The 21,402-nt window shown below is 58.1% G+C and carries 20 protein-coding genes; 11 read left to right on the forward strand and 9 right to left on the reverse strand.

Going from position 1 to position 21,402, the window contains the following annotated elements; genetic code table 11:
- Positions 1 to 12: 12 nt before the first annotated feature.
- Together AC4FIA_RS05125 and dksA are read right to left on the reverse strand one after the other, a co-directional pair.
- A complete protein-coding gene (locus tag AC4FIA_RS05125; protein ID WP_103908618.1) occupies positions 13 to 1,185 on the reverse strand; it encodes an FAD-dependent oxidoreductase in 1,173 nt (390 codons plus the stop codon).
- A gap of 105 nt (positions 1,186 to 1,290) precedes the next feature.
- Positions 1,291 to 1,746: an RNA polymerase-binding protein DksA gene (gene dksA, locus AC4FIA_RS05130; protein WP_103908619.1), complete on the reverse strand. Its 456-nt coding sequence runs from the start codon at positions 1,744 to 1,746 to the stop codon at positions 1,291 to 1,293.
- Between the two features lie 196 nt (positions 1,747 to 1,942).
- Here dksA and AC4FIA_RS05135 point away from each other — a divergent pair, with 196 nt between their 5' ends.
- The 6 genes from AC4FIA_RS05135 to AC4FIA_RS05160 all read left to right on the forward strand — a co-directional run bounded on the left by AC4FIA_RS05135 (position 1,943) and on the right by AC4FIA_RS05160 (position 6,854).
- Positions 1,943 to 2,791 (forward strand): AAA family ATPase, encoded by an 849-nt coding sequence (locus tag AC4FIA_RS05135; protein WP_103908620.1) that lies wholly within the window; start codon positions 1,943 to 1,945, stop codon positions 2,789 to 2,791.
- A 312-nt stretch (positions 2,792 to 3,103) separates the two neighbouring features.
- On the forward strand, positions 3,104 to 3,388 hold the full coding sequence (locus AC4FIA_RS05140) for a hypothetical protein (RefSeq protein WP_490364961.1): 285 nt from the start codon (positions 3,104 to 3,106) through the stop codon (positions 3,386 to 3,388).
- A complete protein-coding gene (locus AC4FIA_RS05145) occupies positions 3,388 to 4,761 on the forward strand; it encodes a DUF2927 domain-containing protein (protein WP_490364962.1) in 1,374 nt (457 codons plus the stop codon). The genes AC4FIA_RS05140 and AC4FIA_RS05145 overlap by 1 nt, the downstream gene beginning before the upstream one ends.
- On the forward strand, positions 4,758 to 4,925 hold the full coding sequence (locus tag AC4FIA_RS05150; RefSeq protein ID WP_103908623.1) for an apolipoprotein acyltransferase: 168 nt from the start codon (positions 4,758 to 4,760) through the stop codon (positions 4,923 to 4,925). The genes AC4FIA_RS05145 and AC4FIA_RS05150 overlap by 4 nt, the downstream gene beginning before the upstream one ends.
- 9 nt (positions 4,926 to 4,934) lie before the next feature.
- Positions 4,935 to 6,116 (forward strand): vWA domain-containing protein, encoded by a 1,182-nt coding sequence (locus AC4FIA_RS05155; protein ID WP_490364963.1) that lies wholly within the window; start codon positions 4,935 to 4,937, stop codon positions 6,114 to 6,116.
- Positions 6,117 to 6,167: 51 nt separating this feature from the next.
- Positions 6,168 to 6,854 carry a M48 family metalloprotease gene (locus AC4FIA_RS05160; RefSeq protein ID WP_490364964.1) on the forward strand — a complete coding sequence of 229 codons (687 nt, stop codon included), beginning with the start codon at positions 6,168 to 6,170 and terminating at the stop codon, positions 6,852 to 6,854.
- On the opposite strand, the gene AC4FIA_RS05165 is transcribed toward AC4FIA_RS05160, so the two are convergent.
- The gene (locus AC4FIA_RS05165) at positions 6,851 to 7,987 is read right to left on the reverse strand and encodes a hypothetical protein (protein ID WP_490364965.1); all 1,137 of its coding nucleotides are present in this window, start codon (positions 7,985 to 7,987) and stop codon (positions 6,851 to 6,853) included. The two genes, AC4FIA_RS05160 and AC4FIA_RS05165, sit on opposite strands and share 4 nt — an antisense overlap.
- Position 7,988: 1 nt before the next feature.
- Positions 7,989 to 8,768, reverse strand: coding sequence for an SDR family oxidoreductase (locus AC4FIA_RS05170; RefSeq protein ID WP_490364966.1), 780 nt, complete (start codon positions 8,766 to 8,768; stop codon positions 7,989 to 7,991).
- Positions 8,769 to 8,916: 148 nt separating this feature from the next.
- On the opposite strand from AC4FIA_RS05170, the gene AC4FIA_RS05175 reads away from it, so the two are divergent.
- Positions 8,917 to 9,930, forward strand: a complete 1,014-nt coding sequence (locus tag AC4FIA_RS05175) for a Hint domain-containing protein (protein ID WP_490364967.1) — start codon at positions 8,917 to 8,919, stop codon at positions 9,928 to 9,930.
- 100 nt (positions 9,931 to 10,030) lie between these two features.
- Here the strand turns inward: AC4FIA_RS05175 and AC4FIA_RS05180 are convergent, their stop codons facing one another.
- Positions 10,031 to 10,402: a SnoaL-like domain-containing protein gene (locus tag AC4FIA_RS05180; protein WP_490364968.1), complete on the reverse strand. Its 372-nt coding sequence runs from the start codon at positions 10,400 to 10,402 to the stop codon at positions 10,031 to 10,033.
- 141 nt (positions 10,403 to 10,543) lie between these two features.
- Between AC4FIA_RS05180 and AC4FIA_RS05185 the strand changes: the two genes are divergently transcribed.
- From AC4FIA_RS05185 to AC4FIA_RS05200, 4 genes are all read left to right on the forward strand, one after another.
- A complete protein-coding gene (locus tag AC4FIA_RS05185; RefSeq protein ID WP_287473222.1) occupies positions 10,544 to 12,154 on the forward strand; it encodes a peptide chain release factor 3 in 1,611 nt (536 codons plus the stop codon).
- 109 nt (positions 12,155 to 12,263) lie between these two features.
- Positions 12,264 to 14,036: a glycosyltransferase family 2 protein gene (locus AC4FIA_RS05190; protein ID WP_490364969.1), complete on the forward strand. Its 1,773-nt coding sequence runs from the start codon at positions 12,264 to 12,266 to the stop codon at positions 14,034 to 14,036.
- Positions 14,033 to 14,971, forward strand: coding sequence for a glycosyltransferase family 2 protein (locus tag AC4FIA_RS05195; RefSeq protein ID WP_490364970.1), 939 nt, complete (start codon positions 14,033 to 14,035; stop codon positions 14,969 to 14,971). Before AC4FIA_RS05190 ends, AC4FIA_RS05195 begins: the two co-directional genes overlap by 4 nt.
- 165 nt (positions 14,972 to 15,136) lie before the next feature.
- Complete coding sequence (locus tag AC4FIA_RS05200; protein ID WP_490364971.1) at positions 15,137 to 16,582, forward strand: DEAD/DEAH box helicase; 1,446 nt, start codon at positions 15,137 to 15,139, stop codon at positions 16,580 to 16,582.
- Between the two features lie 72 nt (positions 16,583 to 16,654).
- Here AC4FIA_RS05200 and AC4FIA_RS05205 read toward each other — a convergent pair whose 3' ends face one another.
- The 4 genes from AC4FIA_RS05205 to nuoN all read right to left on the reverse strand — a co-directional run bounded on the left by AC4FIA_RS05205 (position 16,655) and on the right by nuoN (position 21,396).
- On the reverse strand, positions 16,655 to 18,325 hold the full coding sequence (locus AC4FIA_RS05205; protein WP_490364972.1) for a ribonuclease J: 1,671 nt from the start codon (positions 18,323 to 18,325) through the stop codon (positions 16,655 to 16,657).
- Positions 18,326 to 18,331: 6 nt separating this feature from the next.
- Positions 18,332 to 19,108, reverse strand: coding sequence for a type III pantothenate kinase (locus tag AC4FIA_RS05210; RefSeq protein WP_103908635.1), 777 nt, complete (start codon positions 19,106 to 19,108; stop codon positions 18,332 to 18,334).
- 13 nt (positions 19,109 to 19,121) lie between these two features.
- Positions 19,122 to 19,862, reverse strand: coding sequence for a biotin--[acetyl-CoA-carboxylase] ligase (locus AC4FIA_RS05215; RefSeq protein WP_490364973.1), 741 nt, complete (start codon positions 19,860 to 19,862; stop codon positions 19,122 to 19,124).
- A 91-nt stretch (positions 19,863 to 19,953) separates the two neighbouring features.
- Positions 19,954 to 21,396 (reverse strand): NADH-quinone oxidoreductase subunit NuoN, encoded by a 1,443-nt coding sequence (gene nuoN / locus AC4FIA_RS05220; RefSeq protein WP_103908637.1) that lies wholly within the window; start codon positions 21,394 to 21,396, stop codon positions 19,954 to 19,956.
- Positions 21,397 to 21,402 lie beyond the last annotated feature (6 nt).

Raw genomic sequence — 21,402 nt, forward strand, 5'->3', positions numbered from 1 at the left:
AAGTGCAACCCGTTAAGTTTGTCGGGTCACATCAAATCCATAGAGCCAATCGAACTGATGCAGCATCTGATCGGGGGCAAATCTGCCACCCAACGACAGAACTGTATGGGCCGCGCGGCGGATCAAGGGGTTGGACAGATGGAATTTTTTCGCGTTTCCGTTGGCCGTGGCGATGACACGCGGAACGCGTTGCAGGCGACGTTGCTGATACCGCGCCAATCCGTCTTTCTGGGTCTCGGCCTTCGATAGACTGTCCGCCAGGCACCAGGCATCCTCAAGCGCCATGTTTGCACCCTGCGCCAGAAACGGCAGCGTCGGATGCGCGGCATCGCCGATCAGGGCCACACCATCGCCAACCCATGTTTTCGCAACCGGGTGGCGATGAAGCCCCCACAGATTGACCTGTTCCACCGCTTGCAAAAGCGGTTTCGCCCCACCGCCGAAGCCAGCAAATGCACGCCGAAGGTTTTCCGGATCATCCTGATGATGCCAACCGTCATCCGCCCACGCCTGACGCTCTTCGACCGCGACGATGTTCACAACCGATCCGTCGCGCAGTGGATAACTGACCATATGACGCCCCGGCCCCATGTGGACCTGTGCCTCAAACGGGTGATGCGTGACGTTCGGGACAATCGCACGCCATGCCACCTGCCCTGTGAAAAAGGACTTGGTAGCGGGGTTCAAATGCGGTCTGAGAACGGAATGCAGGCCATCTGCCGCGACAACCAGATCGGCTTTGGCCACGTCGCCGGATGTAAACTTGATCGTTGCGGGGCTGCCTTCGGTGATTTCCTGCACCACTGCGCCCAGATGAACCGGAATACCTGCCTGCCTGACAGCGCGGGCCAGAACCTCGATCAAATCAGCGCGGTGCACCAACAGATATTGCTGATCCTCGGGCAAACGGGACAGGTCCAGTCGGGTCACTTCGCGACCCTGAGCGTAATCGCGCAGCGACACAGCGCGTGCGCGGGGCGTTTTGTCGAATTCAGGCAAAAGCCCCAATGCGCGCAGAACACAGACACCATTGGGCGAAATCTGAAGCCCTGCTCCTATCTCGGTCAGCGCATCGGCCTGTTCGTAAACGGTGACCTGTGCGCCGAACCGATGCAACGCCAGCGCCGAGGCCAGACCGGCGACGCCCCCACCAACAATCGCGATCTGCGTCTTTGACAAATCCATAAGCCACCCTTTGACAGACTTCCCTGCCCTTAGATCAATCCTTGCTGCAAAATGCAAAACGCCGAGGACATGCCCCGGCGTTTCAAATTTCAGTTTCGGATCAGATCAATCGTCGCGGTGAACTTTTTCGCGGCGTTCGTGCTGTTCCTGTGCTTCCAATGTCATGGTCGCAATCGGGCGTGCGTCAAGGCGCTTGAGGCTGATCGGCTCACCTGTTTTTTCACAGTAACCGAACTCGCCCTCATCAATGCGGCGCAGTGCTGCGTCGATCTTGGACACCAGTTTGCGCTGGCGGTCACGCGTCCGCAGCTCAAGGGCACGGTCGGTTTCTTCGCTTGCGCGATCTGTCACATCCGGAATGTTGCGGGTGCTGTCTTGCAGACCCTCAATCGTATCGCGGCTATCCGCGAGCAGTTCGTGTTTCCAGGCAACCAGCTTACGCCGAAAATATTCAAGCTGGCGGTCATTCATAAACGGCTCGTCCTCGGCAGGACGGTAATCATCAGGAAGAAAAGATTCAGGCTTCATTTCCGTACCCTTAGTAATGCCGATTTCTGCCATGATAAAAATACTCTCCAGTAAACCGGCTCCCCTACGGCGTGGCATTAAATGAACGTTCACAGGATGTCACTACCGAAAGGTCGTTTTCTAAGTAAACACACAGTCAAATAACGTTATGGCGCTATTGCGTGCAGCGCTTGCCAATGCCGTCAGGGATGTCTACCTCAGTCAGGACCCTGAATAAGAGTACTTGACGATGACTGCACGTTTTGACGGAACTGATCGCTATGTTGCCACCGACGACCTAACAGTCGCCGTGAATGCCGCAATCACTTTGGAACGCCCCCTTTTGGTCAAGGGTGAACCCGGTACCGGCAAAACAGAACTGGCCCGTCAGGTCGCCGACGCTTTGGGCGCCAAGATGTTGGAATGGAACATCAAATCCACGACCAAGGCACAACAGGGCCTGTACGAATACGACGCCGTCAGCCGGCTTCGTGACAGTCAGTTGGGCGACGAACGCGTCAATGACGTCAAGAACTATATCCGCAAGGGCAAACTGTGGCAGGCGTTCGAGGCAGATGAGCGTGTTGTTCTGCTGATCGACGAGGTCGACAAAGCCGATATCGAGTTCCCGAACGACCTGCTTCAAGAACTCGATAAGATGGAATTTCACGTTTACGAGACCGGCGAAACGATCAAGGCGCAAAACCGCCCGATCGTGATCATCACCTCGAACAACGAAAAGGAATTGCCCGACGCTTTCCTGCGCCGCTGCTTTTTCCATTACATCCGTTTTCCCGATCCCGACACGCTGCGCCGTATCGTCGAAGTACACCACCCGGGCATCAAACCCGCCCTTCTGACCGAGGCGCTGACGCAGTTCTACGAAGTGCGCGAACAGCCCGGCTTGAAGAAAAAACCGTCGACTTCTGAGGTTCTGGATTGGCTGAAACTGCTTCTGGCCGAGGATCTGGAGCCCGAAGATCTGAAACGCGATGGCGCGAATGCCCTGCCCAAGCTGCACGGTGCGCTGCTGAAGAACGAACAGGACGTGCACCTGTTCGAAAGACTCGCGTTCATGGCGCGTCGCCAAGGCCGGTAAGTCCGGCCTTTCGCGCAAAAACACATTCCGCCGACGTAGATTGTGGCATTGGTGGACACAGGATTTTCGGCATTTTATCGCTGAACCCTGTGGTTTCTACCCCGCCCCAACCTGCAGTTGTTGCTGAAAAGCCGCTCAAAACCCTCTGAAAACAAATAACTTTAACAAAACTCAGGGAAGTTGTCGGAAAATTAACAAGCCACGTTTCTCAACCGTGGCGTAATTCCCTGATTTTGCCCTATAGTGTCCCAACAGTGGACAAAAAAAACATGGATGTCTTGAACATCCGAATTGAGCAGGCAGGCTTCAAACGTGTCCGACAACGGTTCTAAAACGATGTGCATTGCGCGCATCGCCCAAAATATTGTGCCCGCATTGGCAATGTCCAGTGACGCGACATCCTGCAAGGATTTGCAGGGCGCGAAGGCCGTATCGGAAACAGATTTCCTGACAGACAGCACACACTTTCGCCAACCAAAAATATATGGCTTGGCAGCCGTCACTCTCTGGTTCGTTCGGATGTTCAAAGACACGGAAAAACGCCGCAAAGGCGCGACTGACGTGTTCAACCTGAGCTTCCAACCCCAGAGTATCTGATGCGTCGATTTATCCTTCCATTGTATCTGCTGCTGGGTGCTTGTGTGCCCGTTTCGCCGAACGAAGTGACCACACGTGCCGCCACCATGGCCGAAAGCACTTTGCCCGCGATGAAAACATTTGCGGTGCCCCGCCCCTACGCGCCCGAGGCATCGAACCGCGATATCGCCCGTGATTTCCTTGATCTGGCCTTTACGCTGGAAAGCGGCCGTGGCCTGACCAAGTTGACCCGTTTCGAAGGCCCGATTCGCATTCGCGTCACGGGTTCGCCGCCGCCGACACTGCCATCAGACCTGAACCGTGTCGTGCACCGCTTGCGGACCGAAGCACATATCGACATCGGATTGTCGCAAGATCGTTCGTCCCAAGTCACGGTCGAGGCTGTGCCGCGTTCGGAAATCCGCCGTTACCTGCCGCAAGCTGCTTGTTTTGTTGTACCCAACGTGTCGTCTTTGGCCGAATACGGAAAAGCACGCCGCACGTCTGTTGTGAACTGGTCCCGCATGGATCGCCGCGAACGCGTCGCTGTTTTCATCCCCGCAGACGCCAGCCCGCAAGAAGTGCGTGACTGCCTGCACGAAGAACTGGCGCAGGCCATTGGCCCGCTGAACGATCTGTATCGTTTGCCGGATTCTGTCTTCAACGACGACAACGTCCACACGGTTCTGACCGGCTTCGATATGCTGGTCCTGCGCGCCTATTACGATCCGGCCCTGCGCAACGGCATGTCACAAGGTGAGGTCGCCCAGCGCCTTCCCGCCATTCTTGCCCGTCTGAACCCGGCTGGCGAACGCATTCCAAGCCGCAACATCTCGCGCACGCCGCGCGCGTGGATCAGCGCCATCCAAACCGCCCTTGGCCCTGTTGCCAGCGATGCGCAGCGTCGTGCCGCAGCCTACGAGGCGCTACAAATCGCGACGGCCATGGGCTGGCAGGATCACCGTCGTGGATTTTCGCACTACGCCATGGGCCGCATTCTGCAGTCCGAAGATCCCTCTGCCGCGCAACGCTCGTTCCTTGCGGCGGACAAATTCTTTGCCGCCTCCCCGCGCACCCGCCTGCACCGCGCTTATGTCGCGTCGCAACTGGCCGCCTTTGCCATCAGCCAGAACCAGCCTGATCAGGCCCTGGACATCCTGCGCCCGCACCTTGACGTCGCGGCCCGCCACGAAAACGCAGCGCTTTTGTCGACCCTCATGCTCTTGCGCGCCGAAGCGCTTGACCTAGGTGGACAAGTGACCGCAGGGCGCGAAGTACGGGTGGACAGCATCGGCTGGGCAAGATACGGCTTCGGTCCGGATTGGGCCGTCCGCGCAAAGCTGCGCGAGATAGGTTCCCTTAACCCGCTAAAAGGAAGGATCGGCCGGTTATGATCGTTATTGCAGCTGCTCTGATTGGGGCCTTGCTTGGGGGCTTTAACGCCAAACGCCGCAAAGGAAACGCTGCAGATATTGCTCAGTACGCCGCGGTCTACGCCATTCTTTTTGCTGTGATCGGCCTGATCATTACCATCGTCATCGAAAAGATCGTGCTGTAAGAACAGGACATGTTTGTCCCGTTCTTCGAAACGCTCCGCTCTGCCGGTGTTCCGGTGTCCTTGCGCGAATACCTGTCCTTTCTGGAAGGACTGCGCGCAGGGCTCGCCACCTATGACCCCGAGACATTCTACTATCTGGCCCGCACGGCCATGGTGAAAGACGAACGGCATATCGACCGTTTCGACCGCGCCTTTGCCCACAGCTTTCAAGGGTTAGAACAGATCAGTGCCGATCAGGTTCTGAGCGCTGTCGACCTGCCCGAAGACTGGCTGCGCAAGATGGCTGAAAAGCATCTGAGCGACGAAGAAAAGGCCGAGATCGAAGCGCTAGGCGGCTTTGATAAACTGATGGAAACCCTGAAAGAGCGCCTGAAAGAACAGCAGGGTCGCCATCAGGGGGGCAACAAATGGGTCGGTACGGCCGGAACATCCCCGTTCGGGGCCTATGGTTACAATCCTGAAGGCGTCCGCATCGGCCAGAACGAAAGCCGCCACAAGCGCGCGGTCAAGGTTTGGGACAAGCGCGAGTTTCGCAATCTCGATGACAGCGTCGAACTGGGTACGCGCAACATCAAGGTCGCCTTGAAACGACTTCGTAAATGGGCACGTGACGGGGCAGCAGACGAACTGGATCTGGACGGCACCATCCGCGCCACAGCCGAAAACGGTTATCTTGACGTCAAAACCCGCCCTGAACGACGCAATGCCGTGAAGGTTCTGTTGTTCTTTGATATCGGCGGATCGATGGATGCGCATATCAAAGTGGTCGAGGAACTGTTTTCCGCTGCCCGTGCGGAATTCAAACATCTTGAACACTATTACTTCCACAACTGTCTGTATGAAGGCGTGTGGAAGGACAACCGCCGCCGCTGGGACGAACAGACGCCGACGCACGAAATCCTGCGGACCTATGGCTCTGACTACAAATGCATTTTCGTAGGTGACGCATCGATGTCACCGTATGAAATCGTGCATCCGGGTGGGGCCAACGAACACTGGAACCCCGAGGCCGGACAAGTCTGGCTCGAACGTGCCCGTGAACAGTGGCCGAACCACCTTTGGATCAATCCGGTGCCGGAAAAATACTGGCCCTACACCCAGTCCATCGGGCTTATTCAGGAAATCTTCGACAACCGCATGGTGCCGATGACACTGGAAGGGTTGGAACGCGGGATGCGGGTTCTGACCTAGGGCGACAATTCCGCCCTTGGCGACCTTCCCGCGCCGCCCCATATTAAGCGCATGTTGAAATTCACGCCCCTTCTTCTGGCCATTATCTACGGGATCATCATGTACCGCTTTTCGGCATGGCGTCTGGGTAAGACATTGGACCAGCAGTCGACCGAGCTGGCTGATCCTCAGTTGAAACAGTTCACAGACAAACTGGCTGCCGCGCTCGATCTGCCGCGCATCAAGGTACATATCTACGAAGTCGATCCGGTGAACGGCTTGGCCGCGCCCGACGGGCGGATTTTCATCACGCGCGGTTTTTTCAACAAATACCGTCAGGGCGAGGTGACAGCCGCAGAACTGACATCGGTCATCGCGCATGAATTGGGGCACGTGGCGCTTGGCCATTCGCGGCGCCGTATGATCGATTTCTCGGGCCAAAACGCACTGCGCACGGCGCTGATCCTGATCATCGGACGTATCCTGCCCGGTATTGGCGTTCTGATCGCCAACGCGCTGACGTCCATGTTGGCCGCGCGGCTGTCGCGGTCGGATGAATACGAGGCCGACGCATATGCCGCGGCCCTTTTGTCCAAGGCTGGCATCGGGATCGGCCCGCAGATTTCGCTGTTTGGAAAACTGGAAGATCTGACCAAATCGCGCAAAGGCGTGGTGCCCGCATGGTTGATGAGCCACCCCGCCACCGAAGACCGCATCGCCGCGCTGCGCAAGCTTGAGGCGAAGTGGACGAGCGCCTAGTTCGTCACCAGAAACGGCGCTTGAGCGACGTCCTTTCCATTCACTTGAATGATCAATTCGTGCGGGCCTTCGTGCCATGTGAACGTGCTGGCGTTGGCCTTGATCGAATGGCTTTTTGACAAGGTTACAGGCATTGCTGATGCCTGCCCGAGCTTGAATACCTTTTCACCCATGCGACCCGACGGACGATGAAAACGGATACGGTAGTCCACCATAAGCTTGCTGTTGGCCGTGCCTGACAGGTCGACATCAAACTGCAGTGCATCCCCGATGCGCACCTGATCATGCGCCAAGGTCAGGCCGACTTTCACGTTCACATCGGGATCAAAGCCCAGCAACGCCAGCGCCTTTGGCTCACCCCGCTTGACCGCTGTCCGCAAAGCATGGCGCGTCATCCACTCCAGCTCTTTCTCCGACTGACGCCCTTGAGACGCCCAGACAGACAGCCTGCCTGTCACCGCATCGGGTGCGATTTTCGACAAATCATTCAAATGGTTGGCAACAGAACGCGTCACGAACCGCGCGTTATCGGCGTGCAGTTTATCCAGCAGGCCCAAGGGCACCAACGGATCGATCGTGATATTTGCAGCCCACGGCAAACGCGGGCGTGTGCCTTCGGACACCAGACGCCGCACATGGTAGTTTTCATCCTCGGCCCAAAGGTGCAGGCGCGACAAGGTTTCCTCTGGCCAGCGGTTCAGAAAGGGTCGGATATAGAATTCCATTGAAAAGCGCTGCGTCGCATCGTGCAACAGATCCAGCGCCAGATCGCGATGGTCTGCCAGCCCGTGGCGCACGGCCAAAATGCCCGGCACCGCATGGATAAACCTACCGAAATCGTTGTCGGTCAAAGACGGATCCAACCGCGGCGGCATCGCGGCGCGCAGCGCCTCGACCATCGACGGAAAGTCGCGGGGCATCTGGGCCTCGACACAGGTCGCGATCCAATCCAGCCGTTCCAGCAGACCACGCCCTGCTAAGCCGCCGAGCGTGTCCGAGACGAAACGTTCAGCGTCAAAGCGTGGCAGCACCGAATACTCGCGCGCCAAGTCGCCAATGCTGGCCTCATTGAACAACTGGTCGGACAACGACGCGCCCGCGCCGCCGCCCTGCCCGTCTGGACCTCGCGCCATTTCAGAGGGTCGCGTTTGTTGCGCCACCATCCAGCAGAATGTTCTGCCCGACGATAAAGCCCGCGTGCTGCGAACACAGGAAGGCACAGGTCTGGCCGAACTCTTTTGCGGTACCATAGCGCCGCGCAGGAATGGTCGCTTCACGGGCCGCGCGGGCCTCATCCAATGTCATCCCCTGCTGCTTGGCAACGCCGGTGTCCAACCCAACAGCCCGATCCGTCGCGTGAATGCCCGGCAGAAGGTTGTTGATGGTCACACCGAACGGCGCCACCTGACGGGAGGTGCCCGCGACAAACCCCGTCAGACCGGCACGCGCCGAATTCGAAAGCCCCAGCGCCGCAATCGGGGCTTTGACCGACTGCGAAGTGATATTGACCACACGGCCCCACCCCTTTTCGATCATCGCTGGCAGGACGGCCTGCATCAAAGCAATGGGCGCCAACATATTGGCATCCAACGCCTTGATGAAATCATCACGCGACCAGTCGCTCCAGATCCCCGGGGGCGGGCCGCCTGCGTTCGTCACCAGAATGTCGACTGTTCCCGCCGCATCCAGAACCTTGGCACGGCCTTCGTCGGTGGTGATATCTGCGGCAACCGCCGTGACACCGACGCCATAGGCATCGCGGATTTCAGCGGCTGTCGCCTCCAGCGCCTCTTCTCCGCGCGCATTCAAAACCAGATCGACGCCAGCCTCGGCCAGCGCCTCTGCACAGCCACGACCCAACCCCTTGCTAGACGCGGTTACAAGTGCACGCTTGCCCTTTAGTCCCAAATCCATAAATTGCTCCTGTTCTCACTTGTCTTCAGCTATGCGGTCGCACCCTCTCAGGCCCGCTGCGCGGCATGGATCGCAATCGCCACCCGTGTTATCGAAAGAGTTATCAGTTGCCCGTATACCCCCACTGTCGTTTGCGTAGAATAGACCAATGTACAACAGAGACATAGAAGCCTCGCAGACACTTACCGTCTATCGCGCGGATCATTTTCGTGTGTCGAACGGCGCAAACCTTGGCGACAGCCTTGGCACCTCTGACGACGTGGCGCTGGATGATGTTTACCGCCTGTCGCCAGTGGCCAATGCGGTTCGCCTGTCGGTGATCGCGCGTCATGATGCCCCCTTTCAGATTGGCAAAGACAGCGAGATCGGTCAGTCGGGTGCGGATTTGCATCTGGACTGCGTCATCACGCTGATGTCCGGTACTGGTGAAACAAGCGAGGCACTGGTTTTGGTCGAAACCGACGCCGAGTTCGATATCGCGGGCGTCTACCTTCTGCCGCTGGCCGATATGCAGCGCCGCGTGGATTACGTTCTGGTGGGCATCGACACAGAAGGCGCGTTGCAAAAGTTCGCGCAGCTGGCCTGCGTGTCTTTCACGCGCGGCACGCTGATCACCATGGCAACAGGCGCCCAACGCCCTGTCGAAGACCTGAAGGTCGGCGATAAAATCCTGACGCGCGATGACGGCCCGCAAACCTTGCGCTGGATCGGCCATAGGACTGTGCGCGCCACCGGCGATTTCGCCCCGATCCTGATCAAGGCCGGTACGCTGAACAACACAAACGATCTGGTCGTTAGCCCCGATCACCGCCTGTTCATCTACCAGCGTGTCGACCGCATCGGTGCAGGTCGGGCCGAGCTTCTGGTCCGCGTAAAACATCTGGTCAATGAAACCACGATCGTGCGCCACGAAGGCGGCTTTGTGGAATACTACGAAATGCTGTTCGACCGGCACCAGATTATCTACGCCGAAGGCATCGCGGCTGAAACCATGCTCTTGGACACGCAGCGGCAGGCGTCCCTGCCCGATGATGTGCAAGACATGCTCGAGGAATTCACCGAAGGCCATTCCGACCGTTCCCATCAGGCGCTTGAGGTGCAGGAAGCACTTCTGAAAGGCCACGACGTGGCCGCGATCCTGCGCAAGTCGTCATCCGGCTGATTATCACACAACACCAGCCAAACGGCGGCCCGAGGCCGAAAGCCGAAGGCGACAGGCCGAGATATAAAGCGCGCGGGCGACCCGCCCGCGCTCGATCAGATCAATAAAAAAACTCTTCTTGCACGATCTTTCCGTTCGCAACGGTGTAGACGCCAACGTCATGCATGGGCATCCGCTGACCGGTTGCGCGATCTGTTGCATCAATCTTGAAGCAAACGGCAAAGCGGTCTGTCCCGTGCAAAAACGGCCCTTCGACAACCTGCTCATGCAACTCAATCGCGCTTTCGAACCACGCGTGCTTGCCCTTGATGCCATCTAAACCTTCGGTCCGGCGGCTGCCCTCTGGCTGCCCCTCCATATCCCGCGGTTCAATCGACACCGCATCGGGCGCATACAGCACATCCAGATTGGCCAGTTCTTCGCCCTTCCGGCATCCTTCAACCAATGCGTTTGCAATTTCTTCTAGCGTCACAGCCCCACTCCAATCTCATGTTCACATAATGTTCTCATCGATACGCTGATTCCATGTCCACGTCCACAACAATTCCGGCAGTGGGCTGGCGATGATCTAACCCCATTGCCGCCGCCCCATCGCGCAGGTATATGCGCGGGCATGTTGGATACCGCTTCAAACCGCCCCGAATTGCCGCCCGAAATCGCGCGGCGCCGTACCTTTGCGATCATCTCTCACCCCGACGCGGGTAAGACGACGCTGACCGAAAAGTTCCTGCTTTTCGGCGGGGCGATCCAGATGGCCGGTCAGGTCCGTGCCAAGGGTGAAGCCCGCCGCACGCGATCGGACTTTATGCAAATGGAAAAAGACCGCGGTATCTCGGTCTCGGCCTCGGCGATGTCGTTTGATTTCGGCAAGTATCGCTTCAACCTTGTCGACACCCCCGGTCACTCGGACTTTTCCGAAGACACCTATCGCACCCTGACGGCGGTGGATGCGGCTGTGATGGTGATCGACGGCGCGAAGGGTGTTGAAAGCCAGACACAAAAGCTGTTCGAGGTCTGCCGCCTGCGTGATCTGCCGATCCTGACCTTCTGTAACAAGATGGACCGCGAAAGCCGCGACACGTTCGAGATCATTGACGAAATTCAGGAAAATCTGGCGATTGACGTCACGCCTGCGTCCTGGCCCATCGGGGTTGGTCGCGATTTCCTTGGCGCATACGACATGATCAACGACCGGCTGGAACTGATGGACCGTGCCGACCGGAACAAGGTCGCCGAGTCGATCAAGCTGGAAGGTCTGGACGATCCGAAATTGGCCGAACACGTGCCTGCCGAGTTGCTGGAACAGCTGCGTGAAGAGGTCGAAATGGCCCGCGAACTGCTGCCGCCGCTTGATGCCCAAGCCGTTCTTGAAGGTCACCTGACGCCGATCTGGTTCGGTTCTGCCATCAACTCTTTCGGCGTGAAGGAATTGATGGAAGGCATAGGTCGTCTTGCGCCCGAACCCCAACCGACCCGGGCCGAGCCGCGTGAAATCGCGCCAGAGGAAAAGAAGGTCTCGGGCTTTGTGTTCAAGGTACAGGCCAACATGGACCCGAAGCACCGCGACCGCGTGGCGTTCCTGCGCTTGTCGTCGGGCCACTTCCAGCGTGGCATGAAGCTGACGCATGTGCGCACGAAAAAGCCCATGGCAATTTCGAACCCCGTGCTGTTCCTCGCCTCTGACCGTGAACTGGCGGAAGAGGCATGGGCCGGCGATATCATCGGCATCCCGAACCACGGCCAGCTGCGCATTGGCGACACGCTGACCGAAGGCGAATCCATCAAGGTCACAGGCATCCCGTCGTTCGCGCCGGAACTGCTGCAAAGCTGCCGTGCAGGCGACCCGATGAAGGCCAAGCACCTTGAAAAGGCGCTGATGCAGTTTGCCGAAGAGGGCGCGGCCAAAGTGTTCAAACCCGCCTTCGGCTCGGGCTTTATCGTCGGCGTTGTTGGCGCGCTTCAGTTCGAAGTTCTGGGCAGCCGGATCGAACTGGAATACGGCCTGCCTGTGCGCTTTGAGGCGTCTCAGTTCACCTCGGCCCGTTGGGTGCACGGCAAGAAAGACGACGTGGACAAGTTCGTGAACGCGAACAAACAGCACATTGCCCACGATAACGATGGCGACGTCGTCTATATGACCCGCCTTCAGTGGGACATTGATCGTGTTGTCCGCGACAATCCGGAAATTACCCTGTCGTCGACCAAGGAAATGATGGTCGGATAAGGCGTAAGGCCCCGAAACGTCTGAAAACTTGTCCTGATCCTGCCACAGCGGCGCGATATCCGGTGCGATCAATCTTGCCCGGTCCGCGCCACTCGGCCAAGGTTGCGCCATGAGCAGTCGCGAGAGTGATAAAACGCCCACCTATCCCGGTGGCATACAGGCCGTCCTGAAACAGATGGAAGGCCGCCGCGATGCTTTGGGCTTTGCCAAGGACGAGGCGCTGGCAGGCTTGGACACCGATCTGCACGCGCTGACACAACTGATCGTTCCAAACCCCGAAAAGCAGCCGGAATTTGAACGCCCCTTCCGGTCGGATCATCACCGCAAGACCTTTGAGGTGCGTCGCGAACTGTATGGCTCGTCCGAGCTTTGCGCCCTTCACGGGTTGACCATCGCGCATCTGCGCAAACGATCTTTTCCCGATCATGCCCCTGCCCTTTTCCAGAAAATCTGGGCCGAGGAGTATGACCATCTTCTCAAGCATCTTGATGCCCGCTGGCTTGTCTCTGCGATCACCACCTTTGGGGATCATGGCGTGAACGCCATCCAGCGCAGCACGGGTTTGGCGCTGTCGACGCTGTTCGGCACAATGAAGCTTTATGAAAACGAACGCCTGTATTCCGGAAAGACGCCCGACAAACCCTTTGCCCTGAAGGACAAAGTGCGCGCGTCCCTTCCGCTTGAGATGGATCCCTATTCGATCACCAGCGGCGGGTTGGACGTGAATATGCTCGGGCGGCTCTGGCAAGAGGCCTGTCAGGACCCTGTCGTTGCCCCCTTGGCCCAGCATCTGATCGATCTTCTTATTCACGACGACCGCACTGTTTTTCGCCGCCTGATGACCATGCGCAAACGCAAAAAACGTCAGGAAGAACGCCCCGCAGGTGCGCATGAGGCAGAAGCGCCCAACCCGGTTGTCGTACCGGACAACCCGCGCGCTTTAGATGTCAGAACCCTTCGTTGGGGCATTGTTGCGACGATCAAAGCGCCGCTTACTGACATTGCGCGCTTCGTGGCGCATCACCTTGAATTGGGCGCACATGAAATCTGGATTTATCTGGATGAACCTGATGCCGCGGTTGCGGACTATTTTGCGCCCTTCAGCCAAGTCAAAATCATCCAGTGTGATGATGCCTACTGGAAGGCCACGGGCAAAAACCGGATGGAGCAGCACCAGTTGAGACAGGCCTTCAATGCCACGCGGACGTTACGCGAGGCCGCTGGCAGCATCGACTGGCTTGCGCATATCGACGTGGACGAATTCCTGCTGCCCGACAGCGATATTGTCTCGGCTCTGGCAACGGCATCGCCCAAAACCGCCTTTCTGCGCATTCCAGCGATCGAGGCGCTGGCAGATGACGCACGCACGCCAACCGCATTCAAACGCACCCATCTGGCGGCGGGCGTCGCCAAGGCCAAGTTGGAAGATATCTATCCCACCTTTGGCATGCACCTCTGGGGCGGGTTTCTTAGCCACGTTTCGGGCAAGGTCTTTGCGCGGACAGGTATTGAAGATGCCCGTTTCGGCATTCACACGCTGAAGTACCAAGGCACGGAAATCACCGATAACCAAGACCTGACGTCGGTCGCGGTGGCCCATTTCCACGCCCCGTCGTGGGAACATTTCAAACAGCACCTCGAATTCCGCCAGACCAAAGGGTCGTACCGGCGCAAAACCGACGATCCGGACAAGATTCTGTTGGGCGACATTCTGGACCTTCTGATCGAAGAAGACGGCGAAGACGGGCTGCGCGCGCTGTTTAACGAAGTCGCCTTGGACACGCCCGATTTGCGGCAACGCCTGTCTGAACATGGAATGTTGGTGGAACATGACTTTGATCTGGATGGCGCCGTCAGGCGTGTGTTCGGGGATCTGCCATGACCCGCTGGGGAATTGTCACCACGACCAATGCCCGGCAGCAAAAGGTGCTGGAATTCGCTGCGTGGCATCTGGACCTTGGTGCCGACAGGCTGTTCATCTACCTCGACGATCCCGATCCGGAAACGCAGGCCATCCTGAATGCGCATCCGAAAATCCGCGCGATCCACACTGATGAAGCGTGGTGGGAAAAACGCAACCGCCGCCCTGTCAAACATCAGGTACGCCAATGCGCCAATGCGCGACACGCCAACAACCAAAAGCCCGACGTGGACTGGTTGGCGCATATCGACGTGGATGAATTCCTGATCCCGGACCAGTCCGTAGCCGAGGTTCTGGCCAACCTGCCACAAGACACCTTCTGCGCCCGTGTCCGGCCGATCGAGGCATTGGCTCCGGCCGAAGGCGATCCTGAAAACTCGCGTTATTTCAAAGCCTTTCATCGGGACCCGAAGCTGCGCCAAGCCGCGACAGACCGTTGCTTTTCTAGATGGTCAGAACATCTGTCAGGCGGCTTTCTAAGTCATGTCGCGGGCAAGTTGTTCTTCCGCACGGGCCACAAAGGTCTGGATATCAAAATCCACAATGTGATCCGCGACGACGTCCAGAACCCCGGCATGGTGGAACTGAGCCAGATCTCGCTTGCCCATTTCCATGCCGACAGTTGGGATCACTTTATTCACGCCTACCGCTTTCGTCTGGAACGCGGGTCGTATCGCGCCGATCTGAAACCGCAGGTCAAACGGGATCGCTCGATGTCCCTTCATGATCTGTTTCAAACCATCGAAGCAGACGGTGGCGTAGCGGCCTTGCGGCAGTTTTACGAGGACGTCGCGACCGCAACGCCCTCTCTGCGGGCAGCGTTAGACAAAGAAGGGCTGTTGCGGCAAATCGATTTCCAGCCCAAGGCGTTGCTTTCTAAACACTTCAACCTTTGACCAAAGGGCAATCCGCCTTAAATCACGGGCGTAGATTGACGATTTCACCAGTTTTCGCTAGACGGGCCACACTAAAGCGGCCACTGCTACCGCTCGGCGACCATTCGGGTCCCACACATACGTTGATGTACGGGCCGCAGTTGTGTCCGTAAAACTCGGATACAAATGACGAAATTTTCTGATCTGAACCTCAGCCCCAAAGTGCTGAAAGCCATCGAAGAAGCTGGCTATGAAACCCCAACGCCCATTCAGGCAGGCGCAATTCCCGCCGCGATTGAGGGCAAGGACGTTCTGGGAATCGCCCAGACCGGTACCGGGAAAACCGCCAGCTTTACGCTGCCGATGATCACCCTTCTGGCCCGTGGCCGCGCCCGCGCACGTATGCCGCGCAGCCTTGTTCTGTGCCCGACGCGTGAACTGGCTGCTCAGGTAGCGGAAAACTTTGACACCTATGCAAAACACGTAAAGCTGACCAAGGCGCTGTTGATCGGCGGCGTCAGCTTTAAGGAACAAGACCAGCTGATCGATAAGGGCGTTGACGTTCTGATCGCGACGCCTGGCCGTCTTCTGGACCATTTCGAACGCGGTAAGCTGCTGCTGACAGGCGTTCAGATCATGGTGGTGGACGAAGCCGACCGGATGCTGGACATGGGCTTTATTCCCGATATCGAACGCATCTTCTCGCTCACGCCGTTCACGCGCCAGACGCTTTTCTTCTCGGCCACCATGGCACCGGAAATCGAACGGATCACAAACACCTTCCTCTCCGCGCCCGAGCGTGTCGAAGTGGCCCGTCAGGCCACCGCGTCCGAGCGGATCGAACAGGGTGTGGTGATGTTCAAACCGTCGCGCCGTGATCGTGCCGATAAGGAAAAGCGCACCATTCTGCGCAGCCTGATCGATGCCGAAGGTGATAAGCTGGTCAACGCGGTTGTCTTCTGCAACCGCAAGATGGACGTGGATATCGTCGCGAAATCGCTGAACAAACACGGCGTCGACGCGGCCCCGATCCATGGCGATCTGGACCAGTCGCAGCGGACGGCCACATTGGACAAGTTCCGTGGTGGCGAGCTGAAGATCCTTGTGGCGTCTGACGTTGCCGCCCGTGGTCTGGACGTGCCGTCGGTCAGCCACGTGTTCAACTACGATGTTCCCAGCCACGCAGAAGACTATGTGCACCGTATCGGTCGTACAGGCCGTGCCGGTCGTGACGGTAAGGCCGTGATGATTTGTGGCCCGCGTGACGACAAGAACTTTGCCGATATCGAGACGCTGATCCAGAAAGAGATCCCGCGCCTTGAAAATCCTCTGGGTGACGTTGTCGAAGCGTCTGCGACACCGGAAGAGGCGAAAGAAGAAAAACCCAAGCGCCGCAGCCGCAGTGGCCGTGGGAGCCGCAGTAAAGATCAACAATCCGAGGCGACCGAAGCCGCGCCAATGCAGCAGGAAGAGCCGCAGGCAAAAGAGCGGAATGATCGCAACGATCGGAATGACCGCAAGAAAAGCGACAACAACCGTCGTGGCCGCGGCAATGACGACAAGGTCGTTGGCATGGGCGATCACATGCCGTCCTTCATCGCCATGAGCTTTGAAGAACGCCGCGCAAGCTGATTTTTTAAAAATAGAATACAAAAAGGCCTGATCATTCGATCAGGCCTTTTTCGTTTCACCAGTCGTCGGTTGTCAGGCCGAAAGGCGCGACACCACGACTGTGATCTCGGGCTTTTTGCCGATCTCGTTCTGGCAGGCATTCCGTGCCGCGCGACGCAGGGTCTCTTCGATCTTGTCGTCATCGGCCAGAACCTTGCGGCCAGCGCGCATGAGCGCCTGCCCCAGTTCTTCTTCCAGCATCTCGACCAGCGAATGACGGCTGCGGCCTGTTTCCGGCAGACCGTTCAGATCACACCACGGATCACCCAGAGGTTCGTCCGCTTCATCCAGAATGACCGTGACCATCACATGACCATTCAGCGCCATCCGGATACGGTCACGCACGATGCCATCAAGTGCCCCGATTTGAACGGAGCCGTCCAGATATGTGCGGCCTGTTTCGATGTAATCGACGATCTTGGGGGCGTTGCCTGTCAGATCAACCATGGTCCCGTTGACAGCCAGTACGCCTTGCATGCCCTTGCTGTCGGCAATCTTGGCATGTTCGCGCAGGTGACGGTGTTCACCGTGCATCGGAATAACGATCTGCGGCTTGACCAGATCATGCATCGCCTCAAGATCGGGGCGGTTTGCGTGACCGGATACGTGATACAGGTTCGAGCTGTCATCAACCACATCAACGCCCAGTTCGGACAGCTGGTTCATGATGCGGATAACGCCCTTTTCGTTGCCCGGAATCGTTTTCGACGAGAACAGGAAAAGGTCGCCTTCCTTCAGTTCGATCCCGAAGTGTTTGCCCCGTGCCAGTTGGGCAGAGGCCGCGCGGCGTTCGCCTTGGGACCCTGTCACGATCAGCATGAGGTTTTCACGCGGAATGTCATTGGCGTTTTCAACCGGAACAACCGAGGGGAAGTTTTTCAAGACACCCGTTTCAACAGCTGCTTCGACCATGCGGCGCATCGCGCGGCCCATCAGAACGATGGAACGGCCCGCTTTGACGCCAGCCTCGGCCAGCGTTTTTAGACGTGCGACGTTCGACGCAAACGTTGTTGCGACGACCATTCCAGACGCGCTGCGCAAAAGCTTTTCGACCTCGGGGCCGACAAGCGCCTCGGAGCGGCCTTCGTGATGCGAAAACACGTTGGTTGAATCGCAGACCAGTGCCTTAACTCCCGACCGACCCAACTCGGCCCACGCGTCGCGGTCGAAGGGTTCGCCCACGACCGGCGTTTCGTCGATTTTAAAGTCACCAGTGTGCACAACACGGCCCGAAGGTGTGTCGATAACCAGTCCCGAACTTTCGGGAATCGAATGCGAAATCGGCATAAAGCCAACGGTGAACGGGCCTGCCGTAATCGTTTCCGGCCATGCCGAGGCCGTGCGCACGGTTTCGGGCGAATGGCCATGCTCGGCCATCTTGTGGCGGGCGATGTTGGCAGTGAAGGCACGCGCATAGATCGGCGCGCCAAGCTGTTCCCAATAGTGCCCCACGGCGCCAACGTGGTCTTCGTGTGCGTGGGTGATAAAGATCGCCTCGATCCGGTCGCGGCGTTCTTTCAGCCACGTGATGTCAGCAAAGATCAGGTCCACGCCCGGTGACGTGTCCATATCCGGGAAGGTCACGCCGAGATCGACAACGATCAGGCGTTCTTCATCCGGTTTGCCATATCCGTAGACATAGCAGTTCATACCAATCTCACCGGCCCCACCGAGGGGCAGGTAGATAATGCGGTTCTCGCTCATAAGCGGTTAGTTTCCTTTGGTAACGTTGTGCTGATGGATGACAGTCAGTCCGTGCATCGTCAGCTCGTCCTTCCAGTCGTCAAATAGCTCTTCGTGTTGCTGGAACAACGGGGCCAGCCCTCCCGTCGCGATGATTTTCATAGGACGGTCGCGCTCCGTCTTAATTCTTGAACAGATTTCGCGAATGACGCCGACATATCCCCAGAACACGCCGGATTGCATACACTCTACTGTGTTGGTGCCGATCACCTTGTTCGGCTTGGTGATATCGACATGCGGCAGGGCAGCGGCGGCTTCGTGCAGGGCGCGCAGCGACAGGTTCACACCCGGCGCAATCACCCCACCGATATAGGCGCCATCAGCGGCCACAACGTCGAAGGTTGTTGCGGTGCCGAAATCGACCACGATCAGGTCACCCCCATACAGATCGTAACCCGCAACCGTATTTACAAGGCGGTCAGGCCCGACTTGCGTGCCCGCATCGACGCGCACGTCAACCGGCAGGTCGCATTCAGGCTTACCCACCACCAGCGGCCGGGTGTTAAAATAGCGATCCGACAGGACGCGCAGGTTGAACACCACACGCGGCACTGTGGTCGAGATGATCACATCGGTGATTTCAGCGTCGATTTTCTGGGCAGCCATCAGGGTCGACAGCCAGACATAATACTGGTCCGCCGTCCGGTTATGGTCCGTCGCGGTCCGCCACGTCGCGATAAAGCTGGTCCCGTCCCAGATGGAAAAGACCGTATTCGTGTTCCCGCAGTCGATGGCCAGAAGCATGTGCTTCGCCCCCTCAGAAAAAGACATCAGCCGCCGCAATGCTTTCGCGGCCCTTGCTGGTCTTTAAGACAAGATTGCCCGATGCGTCCACCGTCTCAAAGGTTCCGACGGTTTCGGACGTTACGGTCCGTGCTGTTATGACCTCACCCAAGCGCGCGGCGCGCGCGAGCCATGCTTCGCGCGTCGGGCCAAAGCCATACGTTGCCAAGGAATGTTCGCGGACGGCAAAAGCCGCCGCCAGTTCGGTCAGGAAGGTTTCGGTATCAACGTCTGCACCGGTTTCTGACACCAGCGAGACGGGGCGTACCGCGCCCTCTTCGACTTCGGCCTGATGGGGCGCGTTTTGCAGGTTCACACCGATACCTATCGCCAAAGCCTGAGACCGCCCAACGGTTTCCAGCAGAATGCCCGCGAGCTTGCCACCGTTCAGCAGCACATCGTTCGGCCACTTCAACGAGAACGCCTCCGGTCGGCCTGTAACAGAGACCAGCGCATCATAGAGCGCCAAAGAGGCCACGAAAGACCGCAACGCGAACAGTTGCGGCGGACCGACTGGGCGCAGGACCAGTGTGGCGGCAAGGTTGCCTTTGGGGTTGGCCCATGCCCTGCCCCGTCGGCCACGTGCTGCCGTCTGCTCATGCGCCATGATCCAGAACGCGCCCTGATCCACATCGGCACGGCGCGCCGCTTCGGCGTTGGTGCTGTCCACGGTATCGAGGATGATTACTCCGTATCCCTTGGGCCAATCGCTCATGTCTGTTCGTTCCGGAATTCAGGGGTGTTTCAAAGCAATACGACGCGCCCCTTGGGACGCGTCGTATTCGATTTTCAATTCTATGTGCCGATCACTGCAACAGGGTTGCTGCGGCGGCTTCTGCGATGCCTTCGATCCCGAACAGGTTCACAACACCGGCGACCATGATCACGGCCGATACCATGAGGAAGGCCCACTGGATCGGCGAACCGCCTGCGTCCAGACCATCGTCACGCTCTTCGCCGAAGTACATGAAGAACACGAGGCGCAGGTAGTAGAAGGCGCCGATCACGGATGCGACCACACCGGCAACCGCCAGCCATGCCAGACCTGCATCATAGGCCGCGCGCAGAACGTACAGTTTGCCGAAGAAGCCAACCAGCGGCGGAACGCCGGCAAGGCTGAACAGCAGAACCAGCATTGCCAGTGCGCGACCAGGCTCTTTCTTGGAATACATATTCAGCGACGCGATGTCCGTTACCGGCTGACCGTCACGGGACATGGACAGGATGAACGCGAAGGTACCGATGTTCATGGTGACATAGATCGCCATGTAGATCAGCATCGCCTGAACACCCAGCGCCGTACCAGCGGCCAGACCCATCAGGGCAAAGCCCATGTGCGCGATGGACGAGAATGCCATCAGACGCTTGATGTTTGTCTGACCAATGGCTGCAACCGCGCCAAGGAACATCGACAGAACCGACAGGAACGCGATGACCTGCTGCCATTGCTCTGTGATTGTGCCGAAGGCATCGAACATCAGACGGGCAAACAGCGCCATGGCGGCGACTTTGGGGGCCGTCGCAAAGAAGGCTGTAACCGGTGTGGGCGAACCCTCGTAAACGTCTGGTGTCCACATGTGGAACGGAACTGCGGACACTTTAAAGGCCAGACCGGCCATCAGGAAGACCAGACCGAACAGCAGTCCGACAGACACGCCTTCACCTTCAACCGCACCAATGATGCCCGAGAACAGGGTTGTGCCTGTGTAGCCGTAAACCAGCGATGCACCATAAAGCAGCAGACCGGAGGACAGCGCGCCGAGCACAAAGTACTTCAGACCCGCTTCGGTCGATTTCACGCTGTCACGACGCAAGGATGCCACGACGTAAAGCGCCAACGATTGCAATTCGAGGCCCATGTAAAGCGACATCAGATCGCCAGCCGATACCATGACCATCATGCCCACAACGGACAGGGCCACCAGCATCGGATATTCGAAACGCAGGAACCCGCGTTTCGCCATGAAATCCTGGCTCATCACAAGAATGGCCGCGGCTGATACAAGGATCATCACCTTAGCAAAGCGGGCAAAGCCGTCGTCGATGAAGCTGCCGCCAAAGGCCACCTTGGTTGTGTTGCCACCACCAGCAATCCAGAGCGCCAGAGCCACAAAGATACCTGCGGTCGCCCAGACCATTACCGGAGCGAGCGCGTCCTTGCGGGTATACACCGCAACAACAAGCGCCAGCATGGCGAATACCGCCAATACGATCTCGGGCAAGATTATAGAGAGGTCAGTCCCGATCATTGTCTT

Source organism: Thalassococcus sp. (assembly GCF_982780845.1).